Annotated in this window: 13 protein-coding genes; 11 read left to right on the top strand and 2 right to left on the bottom strand. The window is 49.3% G+C overall.

Annotated features, from left to right (window positions below):
- Positions 1–350: 350 nt before the first annotated feature.
- Positions 351–1,265, bottom strand: coding sequence for an alpha/beta fold hydrolase (locus HMPREF1548_RS02295; protein ID WP_021634078.1), 915 nt, complete (start codon positions 1,263–1,265; stop codon positions 351–353).
- A gap of 251 nt (positions 1,266–1,516) precedes the next feature.
- Here HMPREF1548_RS02295 and HMPREF1548_RS02290 point away from each other — a divergent pair, with 251 nt between their 5' ends.
- The 3 genes from HMPREF1548_RS02290 to groL all read left to right on the top strand — a co-directional run bounded on the left by HMPREF1548_RS02290 (position 1,517) and on the right by groL (position 4,808).
- A complete protein-coding gene (locus tag HMPREF1548_RS02290; RefSeq protein WP_021634076.1) occupies positions 1,517–2,443 on the top strand; it encodes a GGDEF domain-containing protein in 927 nt (308 codons plus the stop codon).
- Between the two features lie 410 nt (positions 2,444–2,853).
- Positions 2,854–3,141 (top strand): co-chaperone GroES, encoded by a 288-nt coding sequence (locus HMPREF1548_RS02285; RefSeq protein WP_021634073.1) that lies wholly within the window; start codon positions 2,854–2,856, stop codon positions 3,139–3,141.
- A 44-nt stretch (positions 3,142–3,185) separates the two neighbouring features.
- Entirely contained in the window at positions 3,186–4,808 is a 1,623-nt protein-coding gene (gene groL, locus HMPREF1548_RS02280; protein WP_021634072.1) for a chaperonin GroEL, read from the top strand.
- A gap of 72 nt (positions 4,809–4,880) precedes the next feature.
- On the opposite strand, the gene HMPREF1548_RS02275 is transcribed toward groL, so the two are convergent.
- A complete protein-coding gene (locus tag HMPREF1548_RS02275) occupies positions 4,881–5,774 on the bottom strand; it encodes a sensor domain-containing diguanylate cyclase (protein ID WP_035320716.1) in 894 nt (297 codons plus the stop codon).
- A gap of 195 nt (positions 5,775–5,969) precedes the next feature.
- On the opposite strand from HMPREF1548_RS02275, the gene HMPREF1548_RS02270 reads away from it, so the two are divergent.
- The 8 genes from HMPREF1548_RS02270 (at position 5,970) to HMPREF1548_RS02235 (ending at position 17,273) form a co-directional block, all read left to right on the top strand.
- Positions 5,970–6,713: a YdcF family protein gene (locus HMPREF1548_RS02270; RefSeq protein ID WP_021634070.1), complete on the top strand. Its 744-nt coding sequence runs from the start codon at positions 5,970–5,972 to the stop codon at positions 6,711–6,713.
- 191 nt (positions 6,714–6,904) lie between these two features.
- Positions 6,905–7,429, top strand: a complete 525-nt coding sequence (locus HMPREF1548_RS02265) for an adenine phosphoribosyltransferase (RefSeq protein WP_021634068.1) — start codon at positions 6,905–6,907, stop codon at positions 7,427–7,429.
- 250 nt (positions 7,430–7,679) lie between these two features.
- Positions 7,680–9,941: a RelA/SpoT family protein gene (locus tag HMPREF1548_RS02260; protein WP_235930743.1), complete on the top strand. Its 2,262-nt coding sequence runs from the start codon at positions 7,680–7,682 to the stop codon at positions 9,939–9,941.
- Between the two features lie 4 nt (positions 9,942–9,945).
- Complete coding sequence (locus HMPREF1548_RS02255; protein WP_021634066.1) at positions 9,946–10,578, top strand: MBL fold metallo-hydrolase; 633 nt, start codon at positions 9,946–9,948, stop codon at positions 10,576–10,578.
- A gap of 120 nt (positions 10,579–10,698) precedes the next feature.
- On the top strand, positions 10,699–12,162 hold the full coding sequence (gene hemZ, locus HMPREF1548_RS02250; RefSeq protein WP_021634065.1) for a coproporphyrinogen dehydrogenase HemZ: 1,464 nt from the start codon (positions 10,699–10,701) through the stop codon (positions 12,160–12,162).
- Between the two features lie 323 nt (positions 12,163–12,485).
- Entirely contained in the window at positions 12,486–13,745 is a 1,260-nt protein-coding gene (gene hisS, locus HMPREF1548_RS02245; RefSeq protein ID WP_021634063.1) for a histidine--tRNA ligase, read from the top strand.
- A 68-nt stretch (positions 13,746–13,813) separates the two neighbouring features.
- Entirely contained in the window at positions 13,814–15,610 is a 1,797-nt protein-coding gene (gene aspS, locus HMPREF1548_RS02240) for an aspartate--tRNA ligase (RefSeq protein WP_021634062.1), read from the top strand.
- 118 nt (positions 15,611–15,728) lie between these two features.
- On the top strand, positions 15,729–17,273 hold the full coding sequence (locus tag HMPREF1548_RS02235) for a bifunctional diguanylate cyclase/phosphohydrolase (RefSeq protein WP_021634061.1): 1,545 nt from the start codon (positions 15,729–15,731) through the stop codon (positions 17,271–17,273).
- The last annotated feature ends 97 nt before the right edge of the window (positions 17,274–17,370 follow it).

Genomic DNA, 17,370 nt, shown 5'->3' with positions numbered 1-17,370 from the left:
AAAGTCCCGATTATTGGACTCATTATATGCTATTCTTAGACTATGGAAGGGCTCGCAGAGACCTGACATTGGAAACAGAGAAACGTTTTAGTTGAGATAGCAGAAAGGAGCCGCGGTATGAAAGGTTTTTATGTTGGTGAAGGTTACATGGGATGTGTGAACGGACAGTATATGCTTTTTGCAGACGAGGCTGACTATATGGATTATGTAGAGGAGCAGGCATGATAAATGCCTGCTCCGTTTTTATAATGTAACAGTTCGGGACGGCGGGAATATTGGGCATTATAATATCAAAAGCCATTTTATTCGTCTTATAAATTTACAAAGGGGCGGCTATAACGATAATCAAGCTATAACAACACTTCAGCCAGGAGCCGGTTGAAACGGTCATTCTCGCTCCATTGCGGAAAATGGCAGGACTTTTCAAACCAGAAAAACTGCTTTTTTGTTTCTATGGTTTCAAAATATTCCCTGGCTAATTCAGAGGATACATGGCTGTCATACCTGCCTTCTATAAATATGACAGGTGTGCCGAAACGGGTCACGCCTCCAAAATCCGTCTCCATCAGTTCCGGCCACAGATGCCGGATTGCCTGCAGGCTGCCTTTCTGCCTGCGGAGCAGATCGGGAAGGGAGTAGCACCCGGAAAAAAGGAAGGGAGTGATCAGCTTGTTGTAATTGGTTTTTCCATAAAGAGAACCTTTGTGCTTTACCACCTGCTTCGTAACAAAAAGCAGATCGGAAAGCCAGTTGTCACCGGTGTAGGTGCAGTCTGTTGTCCGAAGCCGTTCCAGGGACTTACTGTCGGCATGTGCCAGAGCGTATTCATAGGCTGTGCGGCAGGATTTCTTCATGTTGACTACCTGGCCGCAGCCGATGTAGGTTTTCACCAGCTCAGGATGCCGCGCGGTGAAGATAAGTCCCAGAACGCTGCCCCATGAATGGCCCACAAGATACAGGCAGTTCTGACGGAATCGTTCCAGCAAAATGGCAGTAAGCGAGAGGAGATCCTGAAGAAAGGTTTCCATGGTGACCGCGCCGTCCTCAAAACGGTAATAGGATTTGCCTGCGCCGCGCTGCTCCCAGACAACGACGGTGAAGTTCTCCTCCAGCCCGCGGTTGAATTTCATGACTAATGGAAGCGCGGCATCTCCGGGGCCGCCGTGAAGATAGAGCAGCAGCGGCGCATCCTTTTTCTGTGCGCGTATGGAAACATACTGGGGCATGCCGTTGAGGCTTATTAAGGACTGTTCGTTGATAAACATATTCCCTCCCGTAAAACTATTTATTTTATATTCTAACGTCTGGAACAGGCCGTGTCAAACGGGAGAAAATCAACCGTATAAAAATCAACCGGACAAAAATCAATTTTTTCTCCCATTGCCCGGAACTGGACAAAAAGCAGGAAAAAAAGTATAATAATTTTGGCTGTACTGCTGCGCGGAAATGCTCCGTACAGCCGCGGTAAAATAACAGCAGAACGCGGGCATAAGCCGGCAGAAGGAAGGGCGAGGGTATGGCATACGGTTTGATTTCCCTGGAAAAAAGATTAAAGGAAAACATAAAATACTACAGTCTGGAAAATTTATATGATCTGGACGAGATACAAAGGCTCTTTTGCAGTTTGTGCGAGGTGCTGGGTACAGAGCTGCTGCTTACGGAGCGGCACGGGGAAAAGGTGGTTTGCGTTGGTGATTTCTCCGGATTTGAACCGGATGTGGTAAGCGATCCGGGGCGGAAGATCCGCGTGGCGGACAGAACCGTCGGCCATCTTTATGCAAAGCTGAATCAACAGGCCGCCGGACAGACGGCAGAAGCCGTTCTTGACAATGTCGTGGAGTTGTATTCTTCTTTGGGAGAAAAGCAGTACAGATTCCGGGAAACCGCCATTTATGCGGATGAACTGGAGGAAGCGCTGGAGAAGGACAGATATCAAGCAAAGCATGGGGAGCATGTGGATGCGCTGACAGGACTTCTGAGCAGACCAAGCTTTGACAGCAGGCTGAAGGAGCTGGCTGAGACGGGGACTGCGCCGGATGCGCTGATTTGTGTGAATATCAATGACTGGAAGTTTGTAAACGAAAACTACGGCGATGAAGAAAGCGACAGACTGATAAAGACTGTGGCAGGAATTTTGAAACAGGAAGCAAAACCTGAGTATGTCATGGGCCGTGTGGACGGCGATGTTTTTTATGTGGTGATAGAAGTGCCGGAGGATGGTGAGGCAGAAGCCTACTGCCGGCGGGTCAGGGAAGCCTGCAGGGCTTATGAGGATGCCATACTGGCGCCTTCCGTTGCCATTGGCATGGTAAACAGGGCGAGCGTGGAAGAGGATTTTACGGCGCTGTTTTCCGAGGCGGAGTATGAGATGTTCCGGGATAAATTTGATGAAAAGAATATGCCGGGATACAGGGAGCGTCTGGAGAAGGGGCTGCAAAGATAGGAATATGGTAACTGTGAGGGTACAGGGCAGTTACGGAATATATTAAAATATGGCCGCGGCCGGAGCAGATTTTTTCTGCCGGCCGCGTTTTTTTGCCGGACTGCGGCAGACGGCCCGGGCAAAAGCTTTGCTGCCGGAAAATAAAAGAATAATCCTCATTGTATTAAGGTTTGAAAACACCGGAATTTGTTTATAATAAATTTATAAAAAACGGTGAAATTAAGAAAAAGAGAGAAAACAAGAGATAAATTAAGATATATTGAGTAAACAACATTTTTAGTCTTGTGAAGGGCGTTGCATAAAATAAACCAAAAACATAATATATGTATAGTGTTTAGCACTCAAGCAAGATGAGTGCTAACAACAAAATAAAACCGGTGAAAGAAAGAATTCATTAAGGAGGCATTTTTATGAAATTAGTACCTTTAGGTGACAGAATCGTTTTGAAGCAGTTAGAAGCAGAAGAGACAACAAAATCCGGAATTGTTCTTCCCGGACAGAACAAAGAAAAACCCCAGCAGGCAGAAGTTATTGCCGTAGGCCCCGGCGGAGTAATCGATGGAAAAGAAGTTAAGATGGAAGTGAAAGCCGGCGACAAGGTAATCTATTCCAAATATGCCGGTACGGAAGTTAAGCTGGATGACGATCAGGAATACATCATCGTAAAGCAGTCCGATGTTCTTGCAGTAATTGAATAAGCAGACACGAAACCAAAATCATAAATTCAGGAGGCGTTTGAATCATGGCAAAAGAAATTAAATACGGCGCAGAAGCCCGTGCAGCTCTGGAAGCCGGCGTAGATCAGTTAGCAGATACCGTCAGGGTAACACTTGGACCGAAAGGAAGAAACGTAGTTCTTGATAAATCCTACGGAGCTCCCCTTATCACAAACGACGGTGTAACCATCGCAAAGGAAATCGAGCTGAAAGATGCTTTCGAAAACATGGGCGCACAGCTGGTAAAGGAAGTTGCCACCAAGACCAATGATGTAGCAGGCGACGGTACCACGACAGCAACCGTCCTGGCTCAGGCAATGGTAAACGAAGGAATGAAGAACCTGGCAGCAGGCGCTAACCCGATTATCCTCAGAAAGGGTATGAAGAAAGCCACCGAATGCGCAGTGGAAGCTATTGCTAAAATGAGCGCCAAGATCAACGGCAAAGAGCAGATCGCAAGAGTTGCATCTATTTCCGCAGGAGATGACGAAGTCGGGGAAATGGTAGCAGACGCTATGGAAAAAGTTTCCGGAGACGGCGTTATCACCATCGAAGAAAGCAAGACCATGATGACAGAACTCGACCTGGTAGAAGGTATGCAGTTCGACAGAGGATATGTTTCCGCTTATATGTGCACAGATATGGACAAAATGGAAGCGATTCTGGAAAATCCCTATATCCTCATTACAGATAAAAAGATCTCCAACATCCAGGAAATCCTTCCTCTGCTGGAGCAGGTTGTACAGAGCGGCGCCAAGCTGTTAATTATTGCTGAGGATGTGGAAGGCGAAGCGCTGACCACCCTGATTGTAAATAAACTGCGCGGAACCTTCAACGTTGTAGCTGTTAAGGCCCCCGGCTATGGCGACAGAAGAAAAGAAATGCTTCAGGATATCGCTATCCTTACAGGCGGCAAGGTAATCAGCGAGGAACTGGGCCTTGATCTGAAAGAAACCCAGCTCACAGACCTGGGACGTGCGAAATCCGTTAAGGTACAGAAAGAAAATACAGTTATCGTTGACGGCGAAGGCAGCAAGGATGAAATCCAGGCAAGAATCTCCCAGATTAAGAAACAGATCGAAGAGACCACTTCTGATTTTGACAGAGAGAAGCTTCAGGAAAGACTTGCGAAGCTGGCTGGCGGCGTAGCGGTTATCCGTGTGGGCGCTGCAACCGAGACAGAAATGAAGGAAGCGAAGCTGCGTATGGAAGACGCTCTTGCAGCTACAAGGGCAGCAGTTGAGGAAGGCATTATCGCAGGCGGCGGATCTGCATATATCCATGCATCCAAGGAAGTTTCCAAACTGGCTGAAGGTATGGACGGAGATGAAAAGACAGGCGCAAGAATCGTACTCAAAGCCCTGGAAGCACCTCTGTACCACATTGCAGCAAACGCAGGCCTGGAAGGCAGCGTTATCATCAACAAAGTAAAAGAAATGGAAGTAGGCATGGGCTTCGATGCTCTGAAGGAAGAGTATGTAAATATGGTAGAAGCAGGTATTCTTGACCCTGCCAAAGTTACCAGAAGCGCACTGCAGAACGCAACAAGCGTTGCATCCACATTGTTGACAACAGAAACCGTTGTTGCAGACATCAAAGAAGATATTCCCGCAGCACCTGCCGGAGCAGGCGGAATGGGAATGATGTAACTGAACAGTTAACCTATAAGTTTAAATCCGGTCACAGAATTTTCTGTGGCCGGATTTTTGTTTACTGGAATTTTAGAAGATAGTTTTTACGTAGCTGCCTTTTCCGTTTTTCTTTGCCTGGTACATGGCTTTATCAGCCGCCCGGTAATAATCAAAATAAGAAGGGGCATACTCTTTATTGATTGCGGCGCCGATGCTTACGCTGACGGGAACACAGCTTCCGTTCAGTTCCCTGGTGCGCAGAAGTACTTCTTTGCAGACACGTTCCACAAGCCCTTCGTCACAGGTCTGGTATGCGAACAACCCGAATTCGTCCCCTCCAATGCGGAAAACAGTATCTGTACGGCGGCATATATTCCGCAGAATGGATGCAAAACGGAACAGTACCTCATCTCCCTGGCAGTGTCCGTAGGTATCGTTGATGCTTTTAAAATTGTCTACATCAAAGACGAACATGGCATTGTGCGTACAGGGGCTCTGCTGCATCAGCCGGCTCTGTATGAGCTGTCTGCCGGCGGCTGCATTGTAGACTCCCGTGTGGCCGTCCATATTTGCCAGATGCTGCAGCTTCAGCCTGTGCTGCACCTCGCTGTCAATATCCTGAAAAAAACCCACTGCCTGCATATTTCCGGCATCGTCCAAATAAGAGGTAAAAACCGCCCGGTACCACCGGTAATCCCGACAGGCGCCAAGCCTGGAGAGAAGCTCCGCCGACAGTGTGCATTCCTGGGATTCCAGCGAGCGGAAAACATGGGAAAGCGACGGCAGATAATCAGGATGCAGGATGCCCGACTGAACAAGCCCCTGCGCCCCGTTATGTATGACAGGCGGCAGGCCGAAGCGCTGCGCGCATTCCGTTTCCGGATATAGATCCTTTGCCTGTGTATCGTATTCCCATATTATATCTGCAAAATTCTGCAGAAGGATTTCCAGCTTCTGTGGGTTTTTCGTCCATTCCCGGCTCATTTGTCTGTACCCACCGCCTTTCTTGTTATTTCTGGCACTATACATGGCACGTACATATCATAATGTTATCATTGACGCAAGCGGCAGACAACGCGTTACAGAACGTATTTTTATGACAAAACAGGACAGGAAAGGACAGAGTGTGTTAAAATAAGAAGGCCATAAAGGAAAAGATAAAAAGGAGTGTAAATAAAAATGACATATATTTTTTTAACTGTGGGGATATTGTGCCTGCTTTACTGTGCGGGAATTCTGATATCAGGAGTTTTCGGTTCCTGGTTTTTCCTGATCTGGGGAGCGGCCGGTGCGGGCTTTATGGCACTGGCCTGGATGTGGAAAAATAATATAATAAGCCGTCTTCCGGCAGCGATAAAGCTGCTGCTTGTAATCGTGCTGGCGGCCGGAATTCTGGTGTTCCTTTTTATTGAAGGCCTGATTATCAGCAGGTTTCACAGCAAGGGGGAGCCGGGGCTGGATTATCTGATTGTCCTCGGGGCGCAGATGCGGGACAGCGGCCCGAGCAAAGCGCTTGCGCTGCGGCTGGATACGGCGGTGACCTACCTGGAAGAAAATGAAGCTACGCTTGTGGTGGTTTCAGGAGGGAAGGGAAGCAATGAGCCGGTGAGCGAGGCGCAGGGAATGTTTGATTACCTTGTTGCGAAAGGAATTGCGCCGGAACGGATTGTGATGGAGGACAAGTCCACGAATACCAAGGAAAATCTGGAATTCTCCCAAAAACTGATTCCCGAAGCAGCCAGCGTGGGGATTGTTACGAATAATTTCCATGTCTACCGGGGAACACGGCTTGCGGTTAAGCAGGGCTTTCGTACCGTATGCGGACTGGCGGCGCCTTCAGATATTCCTATGCAGGCGAACAACATGGTCAGGGAATTTTTTGGCGTAATGAAGGACCTTCTCTATGGTAATATGACGCTGTGACAGGTCAAAAACCCTGTAAATACAGGCATTTTGGGCGGTTGACTTATACACGGATAAATAATATAATAAATAATAGTTTTTTAGGGAAAAATGACCAGAAGGAAAAAGTCTTTCCGGAAAAGACATAAAGGGCAGGGACAATTCGGCAGCCCAGTAAAAGAAAGGCCGGTTTGCGGCGGAAAGAGGACAGAATGAAAAAGCTGGAAGAATATGTGAGATGTATTCCGGATTTCCCGGAGGAAGGGGTCATGTTCAGGGATGTGACCAGCGTTCTGCAGGATGCAGACGGCCTGCACCTGGCGATTGACACCATGCAGGAGTTAGTTAAGGATCTGGATTTTGATATTGTGGTGGGGCCGGAATCCAGAGGCTTTATCTTCGGGACCCCTATAGCCTATAATAATCATAAGCCCTTTGTGCTCATCAGAAAGAAAGGGAAGCTCCCCTGTGAGACGGTTTCCATGGAATATGAGCTGGAATATGGCACTGCAGTGATCGAGATACATAAGGATGCGATACTGCCCGGCCAGAAGATTCTGATTGTGGATGATCTGATTGCGACAGGAGGCACCACGGAGGCAATGATCCGCCTGGTGGAATCCCTGGGCGGCGAAGTGGTCGGAGTAGTGGTACTTATGGAGCTTGCAGGGCTTAAGGGCAGGGAAAAGCTGAAGGGCTACCGACTGGAGTCCGCAATCTGCTATGAAGGAAAATAATAGAACAGGATTTAACAGGTGAAGACCTTGTACATCAGGGTTTTTGGCTATAACAATAAAAAGTGGCGCCGGTGATGATATGAGTATGACGGAAGAAAAGACAACGGATAGAATGCAGACCGGACTTCAGAAAGAAGCAGCGGTGCAGCCGGAAGAAAAAAGCAAAATCGTATACGAGGGCGGCGGAAATCTTGCCCGGCAGCAGAAGAAAGGAAAAAGCCTGGTGCTGGATGATGGACGGATTGAGGCCATGAAGGAATATTTAAGTCCTGAGGAGCTTTATCAGGACCTTATTTCCCGTGTGCGCAGATACCACCCGTCAGATGATATTTCTATGATCGAGAAAGCGTATAAAATTGCCTATGCCGCCCACGAAGGGCAGGTGCGTAAGTCCGGCGAGCCTTATATCATCCATCCTCTCTGCGTGGCCATTATCCTGGCGGATCTGGAGCTGGATAAGGAAACGATAGAAGCAGGCCTTCTTCATGACGTGGTGGAAGACACGATCATGACCGAAGAGGAAATCGAAAAGGAATTCGGCCCTGATGTGGCCCTTCTGGTGGACGGCGTAACAAAGCTCCAGCAGATTAACTTCCCCAGTGATAAGGGGAACGGGGACAATAAAACCGCGGATCAGCAGGAAATGCAGGCAGAGAACCTCCGTAAAATGTTCCTTGCCATGGCAAAGGACATCCGCGTCATTATGATAAAGCTTGCCGACAGGCTCCATAATATGCGTACCCTGAAGTACCAGCCTCCGGCGAAGCAGCAGAAGATAGCCAGGGAAACCATGGAAATCTATGCGCCCATCGCACAGCGCCTGGGCATTTCCAAAATCAAGGTGGAGCTTGACGACCTTTCCCTGAAATATCTGGAGCCGGATGTATACTATGACCTGGTGGATAAAATTGCAGTACGCAGAAGCGAAAGGGAAGAGTACATCCAGCAGATTGTGGACGAAGTGACCGAACACATGAAAAATGCGGGAATCAAATCCCAGATAGACGGCCGTGTCAAGCATTTCTTCAGCATCTATAAGAAAATGAAGAACCAGAGCAAGACACTGGATCAGATTTATGATCTGTTTGCCGTGAGAATTATTGTGGATTCTGTAAAAGACTGCTATGCGGCGCTCGGCGTCATCCATGAAATGTATAAGCCCATTCCGGGGCGTTTCAAGGACTACATCGCCATGCCCAAGCCCAACATGTACCAGTCACTGCACACCACGGTTATCGGCTCTTCGGGACAGCCCTTCGAAATTCAGATACGTACCATGGAAATGCATAAGGCGGCGGAATACGGCATTGCCGCCCACTGGAAATATAAGGAAGCCTCCGATGGCAAGAAGGTGGCGGCCCAGGAGGAAGAAAAGCTTGCATGGCTGCGCCAGATCCTGGAATGGCAGCGAGATATGTCGGACAATAAGGAATTTATGAATCTGCTCAAGAGCGATTTGGATCTGTTTTCCGACAGTGTATACTGCTTTACGCCCACAGGCGATGTGAAAACGCTTCCCGCGGGCAGCACGCCCATTGATTTTGCCTATAGCGTACACACGGCGGTGGGCAATAAGATGATTGGCGCCAGGGTAAACGGCAAGCTTGTGACCATAGATTATGAGATCCAGAACGGCGACCGTATCGAGATACTTACTTCCCAGAATTCCAAGGGACCCAGCCGCGACTGGCTGAACCTGGTCAAGAGCACTCAGGCGAAAAACAAGATCAACCAGTGGTTCAAGAACGAATTTAAAGAGGAAAACATCGTCAAGGGCAAGGAAATGCTGCTTGCCTACTGCAAGGCAAAGAGCATTAATATTTCCGAAATCATGAAGCCTCCCTACATGGAGGCGCAGATGAAAAAGTACGGCTTCAAGGACTGGGAATCCCTGCTGGCAGCCGTAGGGCACGGCGGCCTGAAGGAAGGCCAGATTCTGAACCGCATGCAGGAGCTGTATGATAAGGATCATCCCAAGGTATTAAGCAACGAAGAGGTTCTGGCCAATGTGGCTGAAAATGCCCAGGCCAGGCAGATGCTGCCACGCGCCAAGAGTAAAAACGGCATTGTGGTCAAGGGCATCCATGATGTGGCGGTCCGTTTTTCCAAATGCTGTTCGCCGGTTCCCGGAGACGAGATCATCGGCTTTGTTACAAGAGGAAGAGGAATTTCCATCCACAGGACGGACTGTGTGAATGTGATCAACCTGCCGGAGTCTGAGCGCGCCAGGCTGATTGATGCGGAATGGGAGGCTTCCCAGGAAAACCGTACAGATGAAAAATATCTGGCGGAAATCAATATTTACGCCAATAACCGGAGCGGACTCCTGGCCGACATTTCCAGGGCGCTCACGGAAAAGAACATCGATATTCTCGCCATGAATACACGTACCAACAAGCAGGGAATGGCAACTCTGTCTGCCTCCTTTGAGATAGCAAGCAGAGATGAATTAATCCGCATCATTGATAAAATAAGGACCATTGACAGTGTTATCGATATAGAAAGAAGTTAAATATATGGCAAAATTAAAAATTGGGCGCATGGTGCTGAGCATGTGCCAGACGAACTGCTATTTTGTTTCCCCGGAAAATCAGAAGGAAGTGGTCCTCATTGATCCTGCGGATCAGGGCGGTCAGATCTATGAAGCGCTGAAAAGCAAAGGTCTGCAGGTGGCTGCTATCCTCCTGACCCACGGCCACTTTGACCATATCTGGGGCGCAAATGAACTGCGCAGGCTTTCCGGCGCGCCGATCTATGCATATGAAGAGGAAAAGGAGGTCTGCGAGGACGCTTCGAAAAACGTCTCCGATCAGGCCGGCCGCCCGGAAACCGTGGCGGCGGATAATTATCTGAAGGACGGCGCGCAGCTGGATCTTGCTGGTATGCATTTCCAGCTGATAGCAACTCCCGGCCACACCAAGGGCAGCTGCTGCTATTACATGGAAAAGGAAAAAGTCCTTTTTGCGGGAGACACTCTTTTTGAAGGCTCCGTGGGACGGACCGACTTCCCCACAGGAAGCATGGGACGTCTGGTTCACTCCATCAAGGAACGCCTGCTGGTGCTTCCTGAGGACACCATCGTATATCCCGGACACGGCGATGAAACTACAATCGCGGACGAGAAGAAGTATAATCCTTACTGCCAGTAATCGCTTCAATAATAAAATAAACGGAGATGTCTATGCATTATTTTAGGCAGGGACATCAGCAAAGACCAATCGGCCGGAAGGCTGGATTGGTTTTACTAATCTTGGAAAGGGTCGGACAACATGCTTGCAGTCAGACTGAACAAACCGCAATTTGAATACGACATCCATTCCATCGTCAAAGCTTTTTATCCGGCGGAGACGGTGAAGGTGTTTGAAGAAGGAACAAAAGATTTTGAATCGGACGGGGATAACCCATCCATAGCCATATGGTTTGAAGAAAGGGCTATCCGGGTAAATTTATCCGGTACGGAGCATGAGGCTGTCCTGAGCAGGCCGGAGGAACGCCCGGTTGTGAAGAATGAGCTGAAACAGCTTCTTTACCGCGTACTTTCCGACCATACGGGAAAAGAGCTTCCCTGGGGCACGCTGACCGGTATCCGCCCTACTAAGATAGCCATGCAGTTCCTGGAGGAAAATGCGCCGGGGACGCAGAATCCCATGACGGAGGCAGATATCCTATCCTACATGCAGGAAACCTACTATTGCAGCGAGGAAAAAGCCCTGCTGGCCATAGACATAGCAAAGAGAGAAAAGCGCATTCTGGCGGATATCCATTACGAAAAAGGCTACAGCCTTTATATAGGCATTCCGTTCTGCCCCACCACCTGCCTTTACTGCTCCTTCACCTCCTTCCCCATTTTTTCCTGGAAGGACAGAGTGGGAGAGTATCTGACAGCGTTGGAAAAAGAGATTGATTTCGTCAGGGAAGCCTGCCAGGATAAAATCCTGGACAGCGTATATATCGGCGGAGGCACCCCCACCACGCTGGAGCCGGAGGAGCTGAGAAGACTGCTGTCAAAAGTGAGAGCTTCCTTTGATTTTTCCCAGGTAAAGGAGTTTACTGTGGAGGCCGGACGCGCCGACAGCATCACAAGGGACAAGCTGAGGGTTTTAAAGGAGTTCGGCGTGACACGCATTTCCGTCAACCCCCAGACCATGAATCAGGAAACTCTTAACATAATCGGCCGCCGCCATACGGTGGAGCAGGTGGAGGAAGCCTTCCGGCTGGCCAGGGAAGAAGGCTTTACCAATATCAACATGGATCTCATCCTGGGGCTTCCCGGAGAAACAAAGGAGCATGTGGAGCGGACCATGGAGGCGGTAACCAGGCTCTGCCCTGACAGCCTGACAGTCCACTCCCTCGCCATAAAACGTGCCTCAAGACTCAGCCTGTGGATAGAAGAAAATGGCATTGAGACCCTTCATAATACGGACGAAACCATGGAGATAGCAGCGGAGGGCGCCGCCCGTATGAACATGAAGCCCTATTATCTCTACCGCCAGAAGAACATGTCCGGCAATTTTGAAAATGTAGGCTATGCCACCGAGGGCAACTATGGTATTTACAACATCCTCATCATGGAGGAAAAACAGACCATCATGGCCCTGGGCGCCGGCACAATTTCCAAAGCCGTATATCCCGACGGCCGCATCGAACGCTGCGATAACGTGAAGGACGTAGCCCTCTACATCGAAAAAATTGATGAAATGATAGACCGAAAACGAAAACTCCTCGGCGGCTGATATGTAACTGCTCAGGTTCACCAAAGCTTCAGCCTCCGGGTGGATTTCCAATTCCTCTTGAAAAGAAAAGGAAAAAAGTGTAGAATCAAAATGCTGTCTGGCAGGTTAGCGCACCAGCTGCGCGAACCGTAAAAAATGTAGGGCAGGACAGCAAAAATCCATCGCCGAAGGCGATTTTCATGGATTTTTGCATAACTGAGAACGAAGTGAACAGTTAGAATCAAAATGCTGTCCGGCAGGTTAGCGCACTTGCTGCGCGAACCGTAAAATGGCAGCAACAGAATGGACAGCCGCGGCAGGCGGCGGGAAAGGAATACAGGAAAATGGCTTTAAGTAAAAAACCGGTAACTGGCATGAAAGACATTCTGCCGGCTGAAATGCAGCTGAGAGATTATGTAATCAGCGTAATAAAGGATACTTATGGTAAATTCGGATTTACCTCCATCGAGACGCCCTGTGTGGAAAATATTGCAAACCTGACAAACAAGCAGGGTGGAGACAATGAAAAACTGATTTTCAAGATTATGAAACGGGGAGAGAAACTGAACCTGGAAAATGCAAAGGAAGAAGCTGATCTGGTTGACGGCGGCCTGCGCTACGACCTGACGGTGCCGCTGGTCCGTTTCTATTCCAATAATGCCAGTCAGCTGCCCACGCCCTTCAAGGCCTTGCAGATGGGGAATGTATGGCGTGCGGACAGGCCTCAGAGAGGACGCTACCGTCAGTTTATGCAGTGTGACATAGATATCCTGGGAGAGCCCTCCAACCTGGCTGAAATCGAACTGATTCTTGCTACCACAACCACACTGGGAAAACTGGGCTTCCGCAATTTCCAGATCCGCATCAATGAACGCAGAATCCTGAAGGCTATGGCGGCATACAGCGGCTTCCCGGAGGAAAGCTTCGACACGGTATTCATTATTCTGGATAAAATGGATAAAATCGGCCTTGACGGCGTAGCGGCGGAACTGAAGGAATGCGGCTTCTCAGAGGAAAGCATAAATAAATACCTGGATTTGTTCCGCGGCCTGGAAACAGCGCAGGACGGCCTGGGATATCTTGCCGGAAAGCTGGAGGGCGTACTGGAAGCGGAAGTTGTAAACAACCTGCGTGAAATTTCGGACAGCGTGAGTGCTACCAAGGCAGCGGATTTTGAAATGGTATTCGATCCTACGCTGGTAAGAGGCATGTCCTATTACACAGGGACTATTTTTGAAATCGCAATCCCTGAATTCGGCGGAAGCTGCGGAGGCGGCGGACGCTATGATAAAATGGTTGGTAAATTTACGGGCAGCGATGTGCCGGCCTGCGGATTTTCTATCGGTTTTGAACGCATCATCCTTCTGATGATGGAAAATGGTTTCCAGATTCCGGGCAAACCGAAGAAAATCGCTTACCTTATTGAAAAGGGTGTTGCGGGAGAAGAATTGTGCAGAGTCATTGCCGAGGCGCAGTCGCAGAGGGCGGACGGCATGCAGGTGCTGATTGCCAGAATGAATAAAAATAAAAAGTTCCAGAAGGAACAGCTGATGAAAGAAGGCTGGGAAGAATTCAAAGAGTTCTACCGGGAGCCTTTAAAGTAAATATCGGCAGCTGTGAAGGTACGGGACAGTTATAATATTTGAGACAGAAAAAACAAAGGAGGCACATCATGTCTGAGTCAATGAAGGGGCTGAAAAGAACCCACAGATGCGGCGAATTATCCGTTGCCAATGTGGGAGAAACCGTAACCGTTATGGGTTGGGTTGCCAAGCAGAGAAATAAAGGCGGTATCATTTTTGTGGATTTAAGGGATCGTTCCGGGATACTGCAGGTTATATTTGAAGAAAGCGACGCGGGCGCAGAGGGCTTTGCCAAGGCGGAAAAGCTGCGCAGTGAATATGTGGTTGCCGTTGTGGGAAAAGTAGAAAAGAGAGCCGGCGCTGTCAATGAAAACCTGGCTACCGGAGAAATCGAGGTCAGGGCGTCCCAGGTACGTATTTTATCTGAAGCGCTTACGCCTCCCTTCCCCATAGAAGAGGACTCCAAAACCAAGGAAGAGCTTCGCCTGAAATACCGTTACCTGGATTTGAGAAGACCTGATCTGCAGAGCAAAATCATATTGAGAAGCAAGATCACCATGGCGATCCGGGAGTTTATGTCTAAGGAAGGCTTCCTGGAAATTGAAACCCCCATGCTCACCAAATCCACACCGGAAGGGGCAAGGGATTATCTGGTGCCCAGCCGTGTGCATCCCGGGAATTTTTATGCGCTTCCCCAGTCCCCTCAGATTTTCAAGCAGTTACTGATGTGTTCAGGCTATGACCGGTATTTCCAGATCGCAAGATGCTTCCGTGATGAGGATCTGCGTGCGGACAGACAGCCCGAATTCACACAGGTGGATATGGAACTGTCCTTTGTGGATGTGGACGATGTGATTGCAGTGAATGAAAAGCTGCTGAAATATATCTGTAAGGAAGCAATCGGCCTTGAGGTGGAGCTTCCAATCCAGCGTATGACCTGGCAGGAGGCCATGGATCGTTTTGGATCCGATAAACCGGATACCCGTTTTGGAATGGAGCTGACGGATGTTTCCTCCGTAGTAGCGGGCTGCGGTTTCGGTGTATTTACCTCCGCATTGGAAAACGGCGGATCCGTCCGGGGCATCAATGCCAAAGGACAGGCGGAAATGCCCAGAAAGAAAATTGATGCGCTGGTGGACTTTGCCAAAGGCTATGGCGCCAGGGGCCTTGCATATCTGTGCGTGCTGCCTGACGGAAGCTATAAATCTTCTTTTGCAAAATTCATGACCGAGGATCAGCTCAAAGCGCTGGTAGAAGCAATGAGCGGTGAACCGGGAGATCTGCTGCTGTTTGCCGCAGACAAGAATACGGTTGTCTGGAACGTGCTGGGCGGCCTGCGTCTTGAGCTGGCAAAGCAGATGAACCTGATTGACAACAGCAAATTCAACTTCCTCTGGATTACGGAATTCCCTCTTTTTGAGTGGAGCGAGGAAGAAAACCGTTACATGGCAATGCACCATCCTTTTACCATGCCGATGGAAGAGGATCTGCATATGCTGGAGACTGATCCGGGCAAGGTGCGTGCAAAGGCCTATGATATCGTGCTCAACGGTACGGAGCTGGGCGGCGGAAGCGTCAGGATTTCTGACGACGGGATTCAGGAGAGGATGTTTGAAGCCCTTGGATTTACAAAGGAAAGCGCTTATGAACGTTTCGGTTTCCTGCTTGATGCTTTCAAATACGGAGTGCCGCCGCATGCAGGACTGGCTTATGGCCTGGACCGTCTTGTCATGCTGCTTACCGGTGCGGACAGCATCCGCGAAGTAATCGCATTCCCCAAGGTAAAGGACGCCTCCTGTCTGATGACGGACGCTCCCAATGTGGTGGATTTAAAGCAGCTGGATGAATTGGGAATTTCCATCAATCCTACAGAAGAAAAAGAATAAGAGACAGAAACGTAACTGTGAAGGGACTGAACAGTTACACGGAAATATAAACAGCCGGTGGGGGATTTTTACCTGAACCGGCTGTTTTCACTAAAATCATATCCCAAGGAGTGTGCCTATGGCGGAAAAAGAGAAGCTGAGACAGGAGTTCCTGGACGAACTGCAGAATAGGCTGGTAAGGGCATCGTGTACGGATGAAATTTATGCTCTTCTGGCAGAGGCTGCCGCCTGGCTGACGGCAAGTGAAGGGCTGTCTTTTTTTATACGCCGCGAAGACTGCTTTGAGCAGGTATGCCGTCTGGGGAAATTCCCGGAAATGGAAGGTGTAACACAGGCAGAACTCTTTGGAGGGGAGCATCCTGTTTCCTTTGAGACTGTTATGATTGGAAAGGTATGTCTGCAGGAGAAGGAAGACGGGATTTTTATGATTTTCCGTCCAAAGCCGGAGCTTATGACGGCGCAAAACAGGGAATGCCTGCAGTTAATCTGCGGTATGGGAGCGCTGGTGCAAAAAGAGCTTTGGATTCGCGGAAAGGCGCACAGGGATGCGATGACGGATGAAATAACCGGCGCGCTGAACCGCAGCTGCCTTTTACAGCGGCTGCAGGAGGACATGGGTACCAAAATCGGAAACGCCGCGCTCATTGATATTAATGTGGACGGTTTCAAGCTGTATAACGAAATGTACGGATATATGAACAGCGATGCGCTTCTGAAATTCGTGGCGGATGCAATTCGCAGGGAAAAGACTGGACAGGGAGAAATTTACCGTTTTGGAGCGGATGAGTTCCTTTTGCTTGAGCCGGATATGACGGAGGAGCAGGCGTTTGATACGGCAGAGCGGATTCGCAGGCGGATCAGGGACAGCAGCCGGGAAAAGAAAGATCTGCTCCATCAGTTGACGGTAAGCTGCGGAATCGTAATTTATCCGGAATATGTGGAGGATAAGGAGGAGCTTCTGGGCTGCTGTGTCCGCGCTGCCTATTATGCGAAAACGAGGGGAAAGGATCAGACCGCCCTGTGGCGAAAAGAGGACCGTCCCAGGGAACGTTCCGGCTATTACCGGACTTCCTTTGAGCGGATTGCCCCTACTATTTACGCGCTGATGGCTGCGGTTGACGCAAAGGATCAGATTACCTTCCGCCATTCCCTCAAGGTTTCAGAGTACGCCACCCTTCTTGCCCAGGCGCTTGAACTGAAGGAGGAAGAGGTGGAAATCATCCGGGAAGCAGGCTTGCTTCATGATATTGGAAAAATTGGAATCCCGGAAAGCATTCTGAAAAAACAGGGCAGGCTGACGGAAGCGGAATACATGGTAATGAAGGAACATGTGGAAAATGCGGTGGAGATGATACGATATCTGCCGGATATGAACTATGTGCTTCCGACGGTGGTGGGGCATCATGAAAGATACGACGGAAAAGGTTATCCGGCAGGACTGGCGGGTGAAGCGATTCCCCTGGGAGCCCGCTGCCTTGCATTGGCCGACAGTTTTGATACGATGACGGCAAGACGGCCTTATAAAGAACCGATGCAGATTTCCTATGCGGTAAAGGAACTGGAAAAAGGGAAAAATACCCAGTTTGATCCGTATCTGACAGATGTGTTCCTGCGATTGATTGAAGAAGGAGAGATTCAGGTATGGGGCCGTGGGGATGACTGAAGGCCGGCGGCGGAAAAAAGAAATCTTCCATAGTTATCAAAAAGCACCTGCTTTTGCATAATAACAGGCAAAGGCAGGTGCTTTCGGCATTTCCGGA

This window comes from Clostridium sp. KLE 1755, from assembly GCF_000466465.2.
GTDB lineage: Bacteria > Bacillota > Clostridia > Lachnospirales > Lachnospiraceae > Eisenbergiella > Eisenbergiella porci.
This window is presented reverse-complemented; position numbering and strand designations above follow the sequence as displayed.

Excerpts from the sequence above, each read along its gene's own strand:
- HMPREF1548_RS02295 (WP_021634078.1), bottom strand. The coding sequence starts at position 1,265 with ATGTTTATCAACGAACAGTCCTTAATAAGCCTCAACGGCATGCCCCAG.
- HMPREF1548_RS02235 (WP_021634061.1), top strand. The coding sequence starts at position 15,729 with ATGGCGGAAAAAGAGAAGCTGAGACAGGAGTTCCTGGACGAACTGCAG.
- HMPREF1548_RS02285 (WP_021634073.1), top strand. The coding sequence starts at position 2,854 with ATGAAATTAGTACCTTTAGGTGACAGAATCGTTTTGAAGCAGTTAGAA.
- HMPREF1548_RS02270 (WP_021634070.1), top strand. The coding sequence starts at position 5,970 with ATGACATATATTTTTTTAACTGTGGGGATATTGTGCCTGCTTTACTGT.
- HMPREF1548_RS02260 (WP_235930743.1), top strand. The coding sequence starts at position 7,680 with ATGAAGGAATATTTAAGTCCTGAGGAGCTTTATCAGGACCTTATTTCC.
- HMPREF1548_RS02265 (WP_021634068.1), top strand. The coding sequence starts at position 6,905 with ATGAAAAAGCTGGAAGAATATGTGAGATGTATTCCGGATTTCCCGGAG.
- HMPREF1548_RS02275 (WP_035320716.1), bottom strand. The coding sequence starts at position 5,774 with ATGAGCCGGGAATGGACGAAAAACCCACAGAAGCTGGAAATCCTTCTG.
- groL (WP_021634072.1), top strand. The coding sequence starts at position 3,186 with ATGGCAAAAGAAATTAAATACGGCGCAGAAGCCCGTGCAGCTCTGGAA.
- hemZ (WP_021634065.1), top strand. The coding sequence starts at position 10,699 with ATGCTTGCAGTCAGACTGAACAAACCGCAATTTGAATACGACATCCAT.
- HMPREF1548_RS02290 (WP_021634076.1), top strand. The coding sequence starts at position 1,517 with ATGGCATACGGTTTGATTTCCCTGGAAAAAAGATTAAAGGAAAACATA.
- aspS (WP_021634062.1), top strand. The coding sequence starts at position 13,814 with ATGTCTGAGTCAATGAAGGGGCTGAAAAGAACCCACAGATGCGGCGAA.
- hisS (WP_021634063.1), top strand. The coding sequence starts at position 12,486 with ATGGCTTTAAGTAAAAAACCGGTAACTGGCATGAAAGACATTCTGCCG.
- HMPREF1548_RS02255 (WP_021634066.1), top strand. The coding sequence starts at position 9,946 with ATGGCAAAATTAAAAATTGGGCGCATGGTGCTGAGCATGTGCCAGACG.